Below are 13848 nucleotides of genomic sequence, written 5' to 3' on the forward strand. Positions count from 1 at the left end.
TCCCTTGCGCAGCGATTATTTGTCTGCGGTCATCCATTCCGGTTTCTGGAAGGCGCTGTAAATATTCTTCGGATCGTCAATGACCTCACGGTAGGCCGGAGATTTCACCGCATCGACAATATCTTTCGCGAACGGCTTGTCGGCATCCTCACTGCGTACGGCAATGATATTTTTCAGGTTTTCATCCAGTTGCTCTTGTTTTAGCGCGCTGGAAAGATCCAGCCCCGCCGCAACGGCGAAATTACCGTTAACCAGCGCGCCGGTCACGCCATCCAGCGTGCGCGGCAGCTGTGCCGCTTCCAGCGGTTTAAACACCAGCCCTTTCGGGTTGCTGGCGATATCACGCTCAGAGGCTTTCGTCGGGTCGATATTGTCTTTAATGGTGATAAGACCGATTGATTGCAGGAAACGCAGACCGCGCGCCAGATTGGTCGGGTCATTCGACAGGGTGATAATGTCCCCTTTCTTCAGCTCGTCCAGGCTGTTGATTTTACGGGAATAGAACCCCATTCCGGCCGTCGGCACGACGATCAGCTTCGTCAGTTTCAGCCCTTTATCGGCGGTGAATTTTTCAAAATAGAGCGTATGCTGGAACAGGTTAGCGTCAATGCTGCCGTTGGATAACGCCATGTTTGGCTGAACATAGTCGCTAAATTCGCGCACCACGACCTTGTAGCCTTTCTCTTTCAGCGTTGGCGCGATGGCCTGTTTAACCATATCGCCATACGGACCCGGCGCAACGCCGAATACAATAGTCTGTGGATCGCTATTAGCATGAGCAAATTGCAGGCCGCAGGCCAGCAAAAGCGCCCCGGCGGCAACGCGTAAACTCTGACGCAGTCCCATAACTTCTCCCTTTTAAATGTTGTGATGCAGTGCAGTACGCCGTGCGATGCGACGTTGTTCATTTGGGCCTGAATACAAGGCTATTTGTTAACATGACACAGTTCACAACCTGTTGTCCTTGAAATTATTTCATGATGTTGCAGAGTATGTCGTTGAAAGGGGATGGGCAGAAATGAAAAAGCCGGATAGCGGCATAAGTGCCTTATCCGGCCTGGACGCTCTATTATTGCGCTGCACTCGTAGGCCCGATTAGCGCAAGCGCCATCGGGCATTCGGTTTGGCAGGCGTCAATTAGAAGTCGTAACGCAGACGAACCAGGTTCATATCGCCCAGATCGTCGGTGCTGGAGGTGAATACGTGTTCGTAATCCACGCGGAAACCATAATCCAGCTGGAAGCTAATACCGACGCCATTATCAATACGCTGGTAGTTACGGCCGTTCACATATTCAATACGGTCACCCATAAAGTACGGCTGGATAGATTTCACCGCATACTGGTTGATCGGGAATTTATAACCGGCAAAGTATTCAATACCCCATGCGTCGCCCGCAAAGTAGTCATGCGCGTCTACGCGTTTGGTGGTCATGAAGTTCTGATACCAGCCGCCGCCCAGCGCGAAAGTCCAGTTATCCGGCGTCCAGCTAAGCGCAGTACCAACGATATTTTGATCGTAGTCTTTACCGTCGCCGCCGTTACCTGGGCGCATTTCCGCACGCGTATAGTTCCACGCCGTACCCCAGGTCAGATCGTCCGTGATGTGGTAATCCGCACCCAGAGAACCGCCGCCTTTACGCTTGTAGCGCAGGCCGTTGTTCGGGTTGTAATCATCGCTGAACAGATAAGACGCGTAGAGATCGACGTCGCCAACTGTTTTCTTATACTTCAGGGATTTACGGGTACGGTAAGAACCGTCGTAGTCGCCGTTGATACCGTTGCCTGGCGCCTGACCAATCATGTCATAGTCCCAGATATCGGTTTTCACGCCAACCACATCATAATAAACGCTGTTCTGTTGACCGAAAGTCAGCGTACCCCAGGTATCGCTTTTCAGACCGGTGTACAGCATACGGCGAGTGGTGTCGTTCGCGCCGTCTGCGTAGTGATTATCCCAGTTGAACATCGCCGGGAAGTTAACGCCCAGCTCGTAGTAGCTGACCCAGCTAATGTCATCAAACAGATAGTAATCAGCCGCGAAACGGAAACGGGTGCCGCCATCGAAGCCATTACGTTTGTAACCATTTTTACCGTCGTCGCCAGCCATATTCTGGAACTGAGGACGAATACTGCCGCCAACGGTGAAGTTAAGACGGCTCAGCGGATTACCCGCCTGTGGATCTTGTTTCAGAACAGTGATTTCCGCCTGAGATGCGAAAGACGTTAATGCCACTGCCGCGCCGATCGATGCCGCCAGCGCTGTTTTTTTTATTGTCATTATATTTTCCTTGATAGATTTACCCGTCATTATTCGCACTGCCGGCAAAATACCGGCAACGTAAAAAACAACGGGCATAGCCCGCTAACTATTTAGCAATTAAATATTAACTGGTATTAATCCTGTCGTGTTGGCGGGTTTTTAATGTTTTGTGCTACTAAAAATCGAGGGGTTAACAATTCGTGCCACATAGGGAGTACACACCAGTATAAACACCGGTGCGTAATCATCACGTATATAAATTATATTATTAAAACTACACACCGGTATAAAAACCGGTGTGTGATCATCACATCTATAAATTAATTATTAAATTGGCGAAATAACGCTTTGCCTTTTAACAGACGCGCGCCGAGCCATCCGCCGCATAATGAAAGTAATAATGCGCCGCAGACGGGCAAAATAATCCACACGCGCCAGTCCGGTTCCCACGGAAAATCGAACACCTGACTTTGCAGCACCGCCAGCGCAGTTTCCGCGCCGATCGCCGCCACCAGCCCGGAGACCATACCCAGCATGGCAAATTCACACCAGAGCGTGGTGCGCAGCAGTTTTTTGCCCGCGCCTAAGGTGCGCCAGACCACCAGTTCCTGATGACGTTGACGCATTCCGACCTGAACCTGCGCCAGTAACAACAGCATGCCGCAGGCCGTGACCAGCACCACCATCACCTCCAGCGCCCGACTGACCTGCTCCAGCACCTGACCGACCTGTTTCAGGATCGCGCCGATATCCAGCAGGCTGATGGTCGGGAACTCGCGATTAAGCTGCGTCAGCATGCCGTTGCCATTTTCCCAACGGAAGCTGGTAAGCCAGCTCTGCGGCTGCCCGTCCAGCGCGCCGGAGGGGAAGATAAAGAAGAAGTTAGGCCGCAGACTTTCCCAGTCTACTTTGCGCAGGCTGCTGACCGTCGCGCTAAAGTCCTGGGTATCGCCCATAAAGGTCACGCGATCGCCGAGTTGTATATTCAGCCGCTTCGCCAGCCCTTCCTCTATCGAGACCTCTCCCGCTTTTGGCGGCCAGCTTCCGGCGGTAATCGGGTTATGATCCGGGCGCGTATCCTGCCACGTCAGGTTCAGCTCACGGTTAAGCGCTTCGTCCTGATTTCCTTCGGTCGGCAGACCATTAATCTCCGTCAGTCGCGCCCGCACGATCGGGAAGAATGCCTCCGGGATCACCTGATGCTCAGACAGGAAGGCTTTCAGCGGCACCACCTGTTCAGAAGCGATATTGATGAGGAAATAGTTCGGACTTTCCGGCGGCAGTTGTTGTTGCCAGCGATCCAGCAGATCGCCGCGCAGCACCAGCAGAAGCGCCAGCAGCATAAAAGAGAGCGAAAAAGCCGAGAGCTGGCTTAACGTGGACCACGGCTGGCGCAGCAGTCGGCTTACGGCCAGGCGCAGAGGCAGCGATGTCAACGTCATACCACGCAGCACGTTCAACAGCATCCAGCCCAGCACACCGCAAAGTAGCGCCAGCACCACCGCGCCGGCCAGCACCGCCCACAGCAACATGCTGCCGCCCATCAACCCCGCGAGCAGCGCGACGACGACAACCGTGACCACCGGAAGATACACCTTCAGCGGCCAGACACGCGCAACCACATCACGCCGCAGCACACGCAACGGCTGCGTCGCCAGCAGCAAACGATACGGACGCAGTCCAACCAGCAAAGAAATGATGATCATCGTTCCCAGCGCCCACAGCCACGGCCAGAGGCTGGCTGGCGGCAGAACGGCGGGTAACACCGGTTTAAGAAGCACCATTAGCACGTTCTCGAACAATAACCCAATGGCGCCTCCCGTCACGGCGGAAAGAGCCAGCAGCATCCCCCACTGCCCGACGATCAGCTTGCGCAGCTGCGCCCTGCCCGCCCCCAGCGTTTTGAGGATCGCAATCAGATCGTAGCGGCTGCGGCAGTAGTGGCTCATCGCCACCGCCACCGCCGCGACTGCTAACAGCAACGTTAACAGCGCCGACAGCAGCAGGAACTGCTGCGAGCGTTCAAGCGATTTGCCCAGCGCGCCTTCATCTTGTTCCAGCCCATACCAGCGATGTTCAGGCTTAAGCTGCGGCAATAGCCACTTTTCATAGCCGTCCAACTGCTGCGGCGTACCGCCAAACTTATAACGCCACGTCACGCGGCTTCCCGGCTGTACTGCGCCCGTTTTTTCAACATCCGCAATGTGCATCATCAGGCGTGGAGCCATCTGGAAAGGGTTAAACCCGGAATCCGGCTCCTGTACCACCTCGCCAGCAATACGCAGCGTGGCGTCACCGACGTCGATGCTGTCACCCGTTTTCAGGTTGAGGAGCGCCATCAGTCTTGGCGCCAGCAACACGGAACCCGGCTGCGGTTTTAACCCCGGCGGATTCGTTTGCAGCTCACCGTACATCGGATAAACGTCATCCACCGCTTTGACGCTGGCCAACTGCGGCGTATCGTCCGCGAAGGTCATGGTGGCGAAGGTCATCTGTTCGCCCACTTTCAGACCGCGTTTGCGCGCCTCATCGATCCACGCCAGCGGTACCTCGCGCGAACTGCGCAGCGCCCGGTCTCCGGCCATAAAATCACGGCTTTGCTGACTTAAACCCTTTTCCATGCGATCGCTGATATTGCCCAGCGCCAGCACGCAGGCCACCGCCAGACTCAGCGCCAGCCAGACAATCAGTAAGGAAGGTGAGCGCCATTCGCGCCAGAACCAGCGTGCAATCATGCCTCCTCCTGCAACTGCCCATCCACCAGGCGTAATCGTCGGTCGCAACGCGCCGCCAGCTGCGGGTCGTGCGTCACCAGAATCAGGGTGGTGCCATGTTCGCGATTAAGCGAAAACAGCAGGTCGGCGATTTTATCCCCGGTCTGCCGGTCAAGGTTTCCCGTCGGTTCATCGGCAAACAGCACGTCTGGCCGCCCGTTGAACGCTCTCGCCAGCGCCACACGCTGCTGCTCGCCGCCGGAAAGCTGGGCCGGAAGATGATCAAGACGTTTCCCCAGGCCTAACTGTTCCAGCAACGCTTTCGCGCCATCGCGACTTTTCCCGCTGTTCTCTCCCCGCAGCAAGGCGGGCAGTTCAACGTTTTCCAGGGCATTCAGCGTGGGAATCAACATAAAAGACTGGAAAACAAAGCCGACATGCTGCGCGCGCAGCTGCGCCCGCGCCTCTTCATCCATCGTGTGCAGAGACTGCCCGACCAGATTCACCTCGCCGCTGCTGCCATCATCCAGCCCGGCCAGAATCGCCAGCAGCGTCGATTTCCCCGATCCTGACTCGCCGATCAGCGCAATGGTCTCGGCGCGTTTGACAACCAGTTCAACTCCGGTAAGGATGGAAAGCTCATGCTCACCCTGACCGACGGACTTCTTAAGACGATGAACTTCAACAATGTTTTCCGCTGGCATTTGCCCTTCCTGTTTCTGGTCCTGTTAACGTTCCGCGCCGCCGCAGCGGACACGTTATTAATTCTGGGTGACAGCCTGAGCGCCGGATACCGCATGTCCGCCAGCGCGGCCTGGCCTGCGCTGCTTAACGACAAGTGGCAGGATAAAACGCCGGTCATCAATGCCAGCATTAGCGGCGACACCTCGCAACAAGGCCTGGCGCGTCTGCCTGCGCTGCTGAAGCAGCATCAGCCCCGCTGGGTTCTGGTCGAGCTTGGCGGCAATGACGGCCTGCGCGGTTTTCAACCTCAGCAAACCGAGCAAACCCTGCGTAAAATCCTGCTGGATGTGAAGGCCGCAAACGCCGAGCCGTTGCTCATGCAAATTCGTCTGCCCGCAAACTATGGTCGCCGTTATAATGAAACCTTTAGCGCCATCTACCCACGGCTTGCCAAAGAGTTTGATATTCCGCTTCTGCCCTTTTTTATGGAAGAGGTTTATCTGAAACCACAATGGATGCAGGACGACGGTATTCATCCTAATCGCGACGCCCAGCCGTTTATTGCTGACTGGATGGCGCAACAACTAACCCCATTAGTTAACCACGACTCGTAAATCAACGGAGATCCTGACAGGTAAAGTTATGCAAAAATCGGTCTTAATTACAGGATGTTCCAGCGGAATCGGTCTGGAAAGCGCTCTTGAACTGAAACGTCAGGGTTTTCAAATTCTGGCAGGTTGCCGTAAACCCGATGACGTCACGCGGATGAACAGCATGGGATTCACCGGCGTGCTGATCGACCTCGACTCGCCGGAAAGCGTGGATCGCGCCGCAGACGACGTGATCGCCCTGACCGATAATCGTTTATATGGGATCTTTAACAATGCCGGATACGGCGTGTATGGCCCGCTTACCACTATCAGCCGCGCGCAGATGGAGCAGCAGTTTTCCGCCAATTTCTTTGGCGCGCACCAGCTCACTATGCGCCTGCTCCCTGCTATGCTGCCGTACGGCGAAGGGCGTATTGTGATGACCTCATCCGTAATGGGGCTGATCTCCACGCCAGGGCGCGGCGCCTATGCCGCCAGCAAATATGCGCTGGAAGCCTGGTCTGATGCGCTGCGCATGGAGCTGCGTCACACGGGTATTAAGGTCAGCCTGATCGAACCCGGCCCGATTCGTACCCGGTTTACCGATAACGTCAGCCAGACCCAGAGCGACAAACCGGTAGAAAATCCGGGGATTGCCGCGCGTTTTACGCTCGGGCCAGAAGCCGTTGTCGCTAAAGTCCGCCATGCTTTTGAGAGCGACAAACCGAAATTACGCTACCCGGTTACGATGGTGACGTGGGCGGTCACGCTGCTGAAGCGCGTGCTGCCGGGACGCGCGATGGACAAAATTTTGCAGGGTTGAGTTGAAGCGCGCGCGTCAGCCCCCATGTAAAAGAGAACCAGACATAAAGAGAGTGACTCCATGTCCGTACAAAATATTGTCAATATTAACGAATCTAACCTGCAACAGACCCTCGAACAGTCGATGACCACCCCGGTTCTGTTCTATTTTTGGTCTGAACGCAGCCAGCATTGCCTGCAACTGACGCCAGTGCTGGAAAGCCTTGCCGCACAGTACAATGGCCAGTTTATCCTCGCGAAGCTCGACTGCGACGCCGAGCAGATGATCGCCTCCCAGTTTGGCTTGCGCGCTATTCCTACCGTGTATCTGTTCCAGAACGGTCAGCCGGTCGACGGCTTCCAGGGGCCGCAGCCGGAAGAAGCGATTCGCGCGCTGCTCGACAAAGTGCTGCCGCGTGAAGAAGAGCTGAAAGCGCAGCAGGCGATGCAACTGATGCAGGAGGGCAACTACATTGAAGCGCTGCCGCTGCTGAAAGACGCCTGGCAGCTCTCTCATCAGAACGGCGAGATCGGCCTGCTGCTGGCGGAAACCCAGATTGCCCTCAACCGTACGGAAGACGCCGAAGCCGTGCTGAAAACCATTCCGTTACAGGATCAGGACACCCGCTATCAGGGTCTGGTCGCGCAGATTGATTTACTGAAACAGGCGGCCGACACCCCGGAAATCCAGCAACTGCAACAGCAGGTTGCGGACAATCCAGAAGATGCGGCGCTGGCGGCGCAACTGGCGCTGCAACTGCATCAGGTCGGGCGTAACGAAGAGGCGCTGGAGTTATTGTTCAGCCATTTGAAGAAAGATCTCGCCGCCGCAGACGGTCAGGCACGAAAAACGTTCCAGGAAATCCTCGCCGCGTTAGGCACCGGCGATGCGCTGGCGTCGAAATTCCGCCGCCAGCTGTACGCGCTGTTGTACTAATCCGCTGCATTTTGCCCGATGGCGCTACGCTTATCGGGCCTACAAACGCTAAAAATACCGATCCCCCTGGCATCACATCTTCTTTAAATGCGTAACCACCAGTTGGTGGCGCGAATTATAGAATTTCCGGTAGGTTAAATAGCAGGCGATAATGGTCGACAGGCTTGCTGTGGATAGCAGCATAAAAGTCACCATTATCTGATACTTAATCGCTTTTACCGGATCGATACCGGCAAAAATCAACCCGGACATCATCCCCGGTAAGCTCACCAGCCCAACCGTTTTTGCCGAATCAATGGTCGGGATCAGCGACGCGCGAATACTGTCGCGAATAAGCCCCGCAGACGCCGTTTTCGGCGTTGCGCCCAGACTGAGCTTCTCCTGAATTTGCTGCTGCTCGCTGCTGAATCGCTGGCCCAGATTGTTGTAGCACAGCCCTACCGCCACCATCGCGTTACCCGCAATCATGCCGGAAATCGGGATCACCTGCATCGGCGTAAACTCGATAGATCCTGACAATACCAGTACCGCCAGCGTCAGCCCCGCTCCGGTCGTAATCGCAATAAACGACGAGGTAAACGCTTTATCAATATATTTACTGCGTTTTTGCGCGTTATACGCCGCGTTAAAACAGATAAACAGCACCATCAATAATGTCAGGATGGCGTGATTGACGCCAAAAATGTATTTCAGAACATAGCCGACGATAACAAGCTGGATTACCGCCCGGGCAACGCTCCAGAGAATATCTTTTTCCAGTGCCAGTTTCTCTTTGTGGCTAATCAGAATAGCCACAACCACCAGCATCATCGATAACGCCAGCGACTCATTCGTTATATTATGCTCGTTCATAGGTAGCTTCCTGCATTTCTCCGGCATGAGGCTGAAGCGTAATCACATTATCCGCATGATTAATTTCATCTTTATCATGTGTTACCCACAGCACGGCAATATTTTTATCGCGAACATAGCGATGAATAATGTCATTCACATTCTCTTTATTACGCTCATCCAGCGCACTGGTGATCTCATCCAGCAGCAGAACCTGCGGCAGAAACTGTAAATTACGGATCAATGAGATACGTTGTTTTTCCCCGCCGGAAAGCGCCGTAATGTTTTTCTGTAAAATGGTTTCCGGTAGCTCAAACTGCGCCAGATCGGCAAGAAAAGCCTTCGGTTCCGGCGTTTTGTTGCGGATCTGCCAGGGGAAAATCAGGTTGTCATACACCGTATCGCCAAACAGCACTGGCGTCTGGGCGCAATAAGAGACCTGCTGGCGGTAAGTTTCGGGCTTAAGCGTGGCAATCTCTTCGCCTTCAAACAGGATATCCCCGGTATCCGGGCTGATTAATGACGCCACAATCTTTAGCAATGTGCTTTTACCGCACCCGGATGGGCCGGTAATCAGTTTAAATTCCCCGGCATTCAGCATGAAACTGATGTTATTGAGAATTTTCGTGGCGCCAGCCTGGTATCCCACCTTTCTTAGCTGGAGCAAAGGGCTGCTCTCTTTCATCTCACATCCATTTTTCACATCTTTAAAGTAAACAGTGTATCCCTGTAATTTATAAGAGGGGAACTCACTTTGATTAATCGGGTATAATTTGATTAAACAGACCGCAAAGACCGTTTTTTTACATGGACAGCACGACAGGAGGTTTATCAATGCTTATTTTTATCCCTATTCTCATTTTCGTGGCGTTGGTGATAGTCGGCGCAGGCGTCAAAATTGTCCCACAGGGATACCAGTGGACCGTGGAGCGTTTTGGCCGTTACACCAAAACCCTGCAACCAGGCCTGAGCCTGGTGGTGCCGTTTATGGACAGAATTGGTCGCAAGATCAACATGATGGAACAGGTACTCGATATCCCGTCGCAGGAGGTTATCTCAAAAGATAACGCCAACGTCACCATTGACGCAGTGTGCTTTATTCAGGTTATCGACGCTCCGCGCGCGGCCTATGAAGTCAGCAATCTTGAGCTGGCCATTATCAACCTCACCATGACCAACATCCGTACCGTACTGGGGTCAATGGAGCTGGATGAAATGCTTTCCCAGCGCGACAGCATCAACACGCGCCTGCTGCACATTGTCGATGAGGCCACCAATCCCTGGGGCGTCAAGGTTACGCGTATCGAGATCCGCGATGTTCGTCCACCGGCGGAATTGATTTCATCCATGAACGCCCAGATGAAAGCGGAACGTACCAAACGCGCCTACATTCTGGAGGCGGAAGGGGTGCGCCAGGCTGAAATTCTGAAAGCTGAGGGTGAAAAACAGTCGCAGATCCTGAAAGCGGAAGGCGAACGCCAGTCTGCCTTCTTACAGGCTGAAGCGCGTGAACGTTCCGCCGAAGCGGAAGCCCGCGCCACCCAGATGGTCTCTGAAGCGATCGCCGCCGGGGATATTCAGGCGGTGAACTACTTCGTGGCGCAGAAATACACCGAAGCGTTGCAGCAGATTGGTTCGTCAGGCAACAGTAAGGTTGTCATGATGCCGCTGGACGCCAGCAGTCTGATGGGCTCCATTGCCGGGATCACCGAACTTATCAAGGACAGCACCAGCGAACGGAACAAATCATGATAGCGATGATTCTGGTTCACCCGCATATTTTCTGGCTGAGTCTTGGTGGGCTACTGCTGGCCGCCGAGATGCTGGGAGGGAACGGCTACCTGCTGTGGAGCGGTGTCGCCGCCGTGATTACTGGCCTGGTGGTCTGGCTGGTGCCGCTCGGCTGGGAGTGGCAAGGCGTTATGTTCGCCGTATTGACGCTGCTGGCGGCCTGGCTGTGGTGGAAGTGGCTGGCACGGCGCGTGCGTGAGCAAAAACCGGCTGACAGTCACCTTAATCAACGCGGGAAACAGCTGGTAGGCCACCGCTTTATTCTGGAAACCGCGCTGGTCAACGGACGCGGCCACATGCGCGTCGGCGACAGCTCCTGGCCCGTCAGCGCCGACGCGGATCTGAGCGCCGGAACGCAGGTGGAGGTGATTGCCATCGAAGGGATAACGTTGCGCATTAAGGCCGTGTGATCAACGGCGGGCTTTACCTTTGTGATGACAGCAGCCGGAAAGATTATCAATGATCGGGCAATCGGCGCTGTCATCACCCGGGCATGACTCCGCCAGGGTCAGTAATTGCGTGCGCATAGCCTGCAATTCGCTGATGTGGCGTTCAATCTCAGCGACCTTTTCCAGCGTACGTTTTTTCACATCTGCGCTATGGCGCCCCGGATCGTTAAACAAATTCACCAGTTCACCGCACTCTTCCAGGTTAAAACCGACCTGACGCGCCTGACGCAACAGCGTTAACTCGTTTAAATGCTGCTGGCTGTAAGTGCGGTATCCGTTTTCACTGCGCAGCGGCGGCGTCACCAGCCCTTTCTCTTCATAAAATCGAATAGCCTTGCTGGTTAAGCCTGTTTTTTTCGCAACATCGCTAATATTCACATCTCCCCCCCCGCAGAGCATGTTGATGCCGAAGCTCATTATAACCCACATCGCCCCCATGCTATCACGGGGTGGAATGCCCCTGGCGCCTGTGCAATAAATCCTTAGCAATCCTACTGTTATGTGCGATCTCGCTCACACTTATGGCTGTCTTGCTTGCAACATATTGATACAGATCAAAGGTGCATTAATTATACATCTTTAAACCTTGAACTTGTGGATACATCTTCTATATAAACGCGAATGATAATGATGATCATTTACATACTCATAAAGGTTCTCACATGTTGCCACGGATTAGCCAACGGCCATTTATTCTTTCGGCCCTGACATTATGCGTTTCAGGTGCTGTTTCAGCAGCCACGACAACTACAGCACAACATCATAAAGTATCGGATGACGACACGTTAATCGTCACCGCTAACCGCTCAGAAAGTAGCCTTTGGGAAAGCCCGGCTACGATTCAGGTTATCGACCGCCAGGCCATACAGAATTCCACCAGCGTGTCGATTGCGGACGATCTACAGGACATCCCCGGCGTTGAGGTTACTGATAACTCTCTGGCAGGACGCAAACAGATCCGCATTCGCGGCGAAGCCTCTTCACGCGTATTAATTTTGATTGACGGCCAGGTCGTCAGCTATCAGCGCGCCGGGCAAAACTACGGCGCCGGCTTGCTCATTGATGAATCGTCGCTTGAGCGTATTGAAATCGTTAAAGGCCCCTACTCGGTGCTCTATGGCTCGCAGGCCATCGGCGGCGTGGTGAACTTTATTACGAAAAAAGGCGGCGATAAGCCGCTCGGCGGAAGCGTCAAAGCCGTTTACAACTCCGCGACCGCAGGCTGGGAGGAGTCGGCCGCCGCCTGGGGCAGCATCGGCAACTTCGACTACCGCATTAACGGCAGTTATTCCGATCAGGGCAACCGCGACACGCCTGACGGCAGATTGCCCAACACCAATTTCCGCAACAACAGCCAGGGCGTCTGGCTTGGCTACAATCTCGATCGCCATAAATTTGGACTATCACTCGATCGCTACAAAACGTCTACCCAAACCTGGATTAGCGATGCGGATAACCAGTATGACGAATTCAGCGTCCGTATTCCGAAACTGGAACGCGAAAAGGTTGGCGTTTTCTATGACTATGATGCCGATGGCGATTACCTGAAAAAAATCCACCTCGACGCTTACAGCCAGACCATTGAGCGTAAATTTGAGAATCGGGTAAAAACCACCCAGGTAATCCCAAGCCCGATGATTCAGGCGCTGACAGTCAGCAATCAGACCAACACCAATGATAAACAGTACACGCAGGGTGTGACGTTACAGAGCAACTTCTCACTGCCAGCGAACAACGAGCTGGTTATCGGGACGCAGTATCAGCACGACAAAGTGAAGCAGGACACCAATAGCAGCACGCGTCAGACAGCGGCAACCGGCGTCTTCGATATCCAGACCAATACCCTGTCACATATTGAGGCTGAACAAGGTAACGCCTCAATATTTGCGCAAAACGACTGGCGTTTTGCCGATGACTGGACCTGGACCGTCGGCGCACGTCAGTACTGGCTCTCTTCTAAACTGAACCGTAGCGACAGTCTGAGCGGCACAACCTGGCAGTCATCCGGTGGAAAGTCAGCGCATGACGATGAGTTAGTCACCTCAACCAGCCTGCGTTACTCCGGTTTTGATAATCTTGAGCTACGCGCAGCCTATGCTCAGGGATATGTCTTCCCGACGCTGGTTCAGTTGTTTATGCAAACGTCTGCGGGCGGCAGAATCACCTATGGCAATCCTGACCTGAAGGCTGAGCACTCCAATAACTATGAACTGGGTGCGCGTTACAAAGGCAATATGTGGCTGATTGACGGGGCGATTTACTACTCCGAAGCCAAAGACTATATCGCCAGTCTCGCCTGTTCAGGGCAAGCGATTTGTAATGGCAGCAGCACCTCATCCTACTACTACGACAACATTGACCGCGCCAAAACCTGGGGGATGGAGCTGACGGCGGAATACAACGCCTGGGCCGTATCACCTTATCTGAGCGGCAACCTGATTCGTCGTCAGTATGAAGGTGACGTGCAGAAAACCTGGGATACCGGCGAACCGATGCTGACAGGCCGCGCAGGTCTGAAACACACGCTGCTGCTCAATGCCGCGAATATCACTTCCGATCTCTTCATCCGTGCGGCATCCAGCGCCAAAGACAACACGGGAGAGACTGAAATTCGCTATCCGGGCTGGGCGACGCTTAACCTCGCCTTTAATACCGAGTTTGGTCCGCAGGATCAGTATCAGGTCAATCTGGCGCTGAACAACCTGACCGATAAACGTTACCAGACCGCTCATGAATCCATTCCAGCGGCGGGCTTTAACGCAGCGATTGGTTTTGCGTGGAATTTCTGA

At 54.1% G+C, this 13848-nt stretch carries 13 protein-coding genes; 6 read left to right on the forward strand and 7 right to left on the reverse strand.

Annotation, left to right across the window (positions count from 1 at the left end; genetic code table 11):
* Nucleotides 1-15: 15 nt before the first annotated feature.
* From OGV79_RS09650 to ybbA, 4 genes are all read right to left on the reverse strand, one after another.
* The gene (locus OGV79_RS09650) at nucleotides 16-846 is read right to left on the reverse strand and encodes a MetQ/NlpA family ABC transporter substrate-binding protein (protein ID WP_058668722.1); all 831 of its coding nucleotides are present in this window, start codon (nucleotides 844-846) and stop codon (nucleotides 16-18) included.
* A 291-nt stretch (nucleotides 847-1137) separates the two neighbouring features.
* The gene (locus OGV79_RS09655; RefSeq protein WP_024130578.1) at nucleotides 1138-2280 is read right to left on the reverse strand and encodes a porin; all 1143 of its coding nucleotides are present in this window, start codon (nucleotides 2278-2280) and stop codon (nucleotides 1138-1140) included.
* A 302-nt stretch (nucleotides 2281-2582) separates the two neighbouring features.
* Nucleotides 2583-4997: a putative ABC transporter permease subunit YbbP gene (gene ybbP, locus OGV79_RS09660; protein ID WP_110494573.1), complete on the reverse strand. Its 2415-nt coding sequence runs from the start codon at nucleotides 4995-4997 to the stop codon at nucleotides 2583-2585.
* Nucleotides 4994-5680: a putative ABC transporter ATP-binding protein YbbA gene (ybbA, locus tag OGV79_RS09665; protein ID WP_012133471.1), complete on the reverse strand. Its 687-nt coding sequence runs from the start codon at nucleotides 5678-5680 to the stop codon at nucleotides 4994-4996. The genes ybbP and ybbA overlap by 4 nt, the downstream gene beginning before the upstream one ends.
* On the opposite strand from ybbA, the gene tesA reads away from it, so the two are divergent.
* The 3 genes from tesA to OGV79_RS09680 are packed head-to-tail and all read left to right on the forward strand — an operon-like array spanning nucleotide 5651 to nucleotide 7988.
* Nucleotides 5651-6274 carry a multifunctional acyl-CoA thioesterase I/protease I/lysophospholipase L1 gene (tesA, locus tag OGV79_RS09670; RefSeq protein ID WP_024130579.1) on the forward strand — a complete coding sequence of 208 codons (624 nt, stop codon included), beginning with the start codon at nucleotides 5651-5653 and terminating at the stop codon, nucleotides 6272-6274. The genes ybbA and tesA overlap by 30 nt on opposite strands.
* A 28-nt stretch (nucleotides 6275-6302) precedes the next feature.
* Nucleotides 6303-7073 carry an SDR family oxidoreductase gene (locus tag OGV79_RS09675; protein ID WP_049009020.1) on the forward strand — a complete coding sequence of 257 codons (771 nt, stop codon included), beginning with the start codon at nucleotides 6303-6305 and terminating at the stop codon, nucleotides 7071-7073.
* A gap of 60 nt (nucleotides 7074-7133) precedes the next feature.
* Complete coding sequence (locus tag OGV79_RS09680) at nucleotides 7134-7988, forward strand: co-chaperone YbbN (RefSeq protein ID WP_058668720.1); 855 nt, start codon at nucleotides 7134-7136, stop codon at nucleotides 7986-7988.
* 72 nt (nucleotides 7989-8060) lie between these two features.
* Here the strand turns inward: OGV79_RS09680 and fetB are convergent, their stop codons facing one another.
* Both fetB and fetA read right to left on the reverse strand, forming a co-directional pair.
* Nucleotides 8061-8840 (reverse strand): iron efflux ABC transporter permease subunit FetB, encoded by a 780-nt coding sequence (gene fetB, locus OGV79_RS09685; RefSeq protein ID WP_047458353.1) that lies wholly within the window; start codon nucleotides 8838-8840, stop codon nucleotides 8061-8063.
* Nucleotides 8827-9504, reverse strand: coding sequence for an iron efflux ABC transporter ATP-binding subunit FetA (gene fetA, locus OGV79_RS09690; protein WP_047458355.1), 678 nt, complete (start codon nucleotides 9502-9504; stop codon nucleotides 8827-8829). Before fetA ends, fetB begins: the two co-directional genes overlap by 14 nt.
* 149 nt (nucleotides 9505-9653) lie before the next feature.
* Between fetA and OGV79_RS09695 the strand changes: the two genes are divergently transcribed.
* Together OGV79_RS09695 and OGV79_RS09700 are read left to right on the forward strand one after the other, a co-directional pair.
* Entirely contained in the window at nucleotides 9654-10571 is a 918-nt protein-coding gene (locus OGV79_RS09695) for an SPFH domain-containing protein (protein ID WP_012133477.1), read from the forward strand.
* Nucleotides 10568-11020 (forward strand): NfeD family protein, encoded by a 453-nt coding sequence (locus OGV79_RS09700; RefSeq protein ID WP_047458358.1) that lies wholly within the window; start codon nucleotides 10568-10570, stop codon nucleotides 11018-11020. Before OGV79_RS09695 ends, OGV79_RS09700 begins: the two co-directional genes overlap by 4 nt.
* On the opposite strand, the gene cueR is transcribed toward OGV79_RS09700, so the two are convergent.
* The gene (gene cueR, locus OGV79_RS09705; RefSeq protein ID WP_012133479.1) at nucleotides 11021-11437 is read right to left on the reverse strand and encodes a Cu(I)-responsive transcriptional regulator; all 417 of its coding nucleotides are present in this window, start codon (nucleotides 11435-11437) and stop codon (nucleotides 11021-11023) included.
* A gap of 284 nt (nucleotides 11438-11721) precedes the next feature.
* Here cueR and OGV79_RS09710 point away from each other — a divergent pair, with 284 nt between their 5' ends.
* Nucleotides 11722-13848 carry a TonB-dependent receptor gene (locus tag OGV79_RS09710; RefSeq protein ID WP_012133480.1) on the forward strand — a complete coding sequence of 709 codons (2127 nt, stop codon included), beginning with the start codon at nucleotides 11722-11724 and terminating at the stop codon, nucleotides 13846-13848.

The sequence above is a fragment of the Citrobacter sp. CK185 genome, from assembly GCF_030333565.1.
Classification (GTDB): domain Bacteria; phylum Pseudomonadota; class Gammaproteobacteria; order Enterobacterales; family Enterobacteriaceae; genus Citrobacter_B; species Citrobacter_B koseri.

Coding starts and splice junctions, on each gene's coding strand:
- OGV79_RS09650 (WP_058668722.1), bottom strand. CDS start 846: ATGGGACTGCGTCAGAGTTTACGCGTTGCCGCCGGGGCGCTTTTGCTG.
- ybbA (WP_012133471.1), bottom strand. CDS start 5,680: ATGCCAGCGGAAAACATTGTTGAAGTTCATCGTCTTAAGAAGTCCGTC.
- OGV79_RS09710 (WP_012133480.1), top strand. CDS start 11,722: ATGTTGCCACGGATTAGCCAACGGCCATTTATTCTTTCGGCCCTGACA.
- OGV79_RS09695 (WP_012133477.1), top strand. CDS start 9,654: ATGCTTATTTTTATCCCTATTCTCATTTTCGTGGCGTTGGTGATAGTC.
- fetA (WP_047458355.1), bottom strand. CDS start 9,504: ATGAAAGAGAGCAGCCCTTTGCTCCAGCTAAGAAAGGTGGGATACCAG.
- fetB (WP_047458353.1), bottom strand. CDS start 8,840: ATGAACGAGCATAATATAACGAATGAGTCGCTGGCGTTATCGATGATG.
- OGV79_RS09675 (WP_049009020.1), top strand. CDS start 6,303: ATGCAAAAATCGGTCTTAATTACAGGATGTTCCAGCGGAATCGGTCTG.
- OGV79_RS09700 (WP_047458358.1), top strand. CDS start 10,568: ATGATAGCGATGATTCTGGTTCACCCGCATATTTTCTGGCTGAGTCTT.
- OGV79_RS09655 (WP_024130578.1), bottom strand. CDS start 2,280: ATGACAATAAAAAAAACAGCGCTGGCGGCATCGATCGGCGCGGCAGTG.
- OGV79_RS09680 (WP_058668720.1), top strand. CDS start 7,134: ATGTCCGTACAAAATATTGTCAATATTAACGAATCTAACCTGCAACAG.
- ybbP (WP_110494573.1), bottom strand. CDS start 4,997: ATGATTGCACGCTGGTTCTGGCGCGAATGGCGCTCACCTTCCTTACTG.
- tesA (WP_024130579.1), top strand. CDS start 5,651: ATGAACTTCAACAATGTTTTCCGCTGGCATTTGCCCTTCCTGTTTCTG.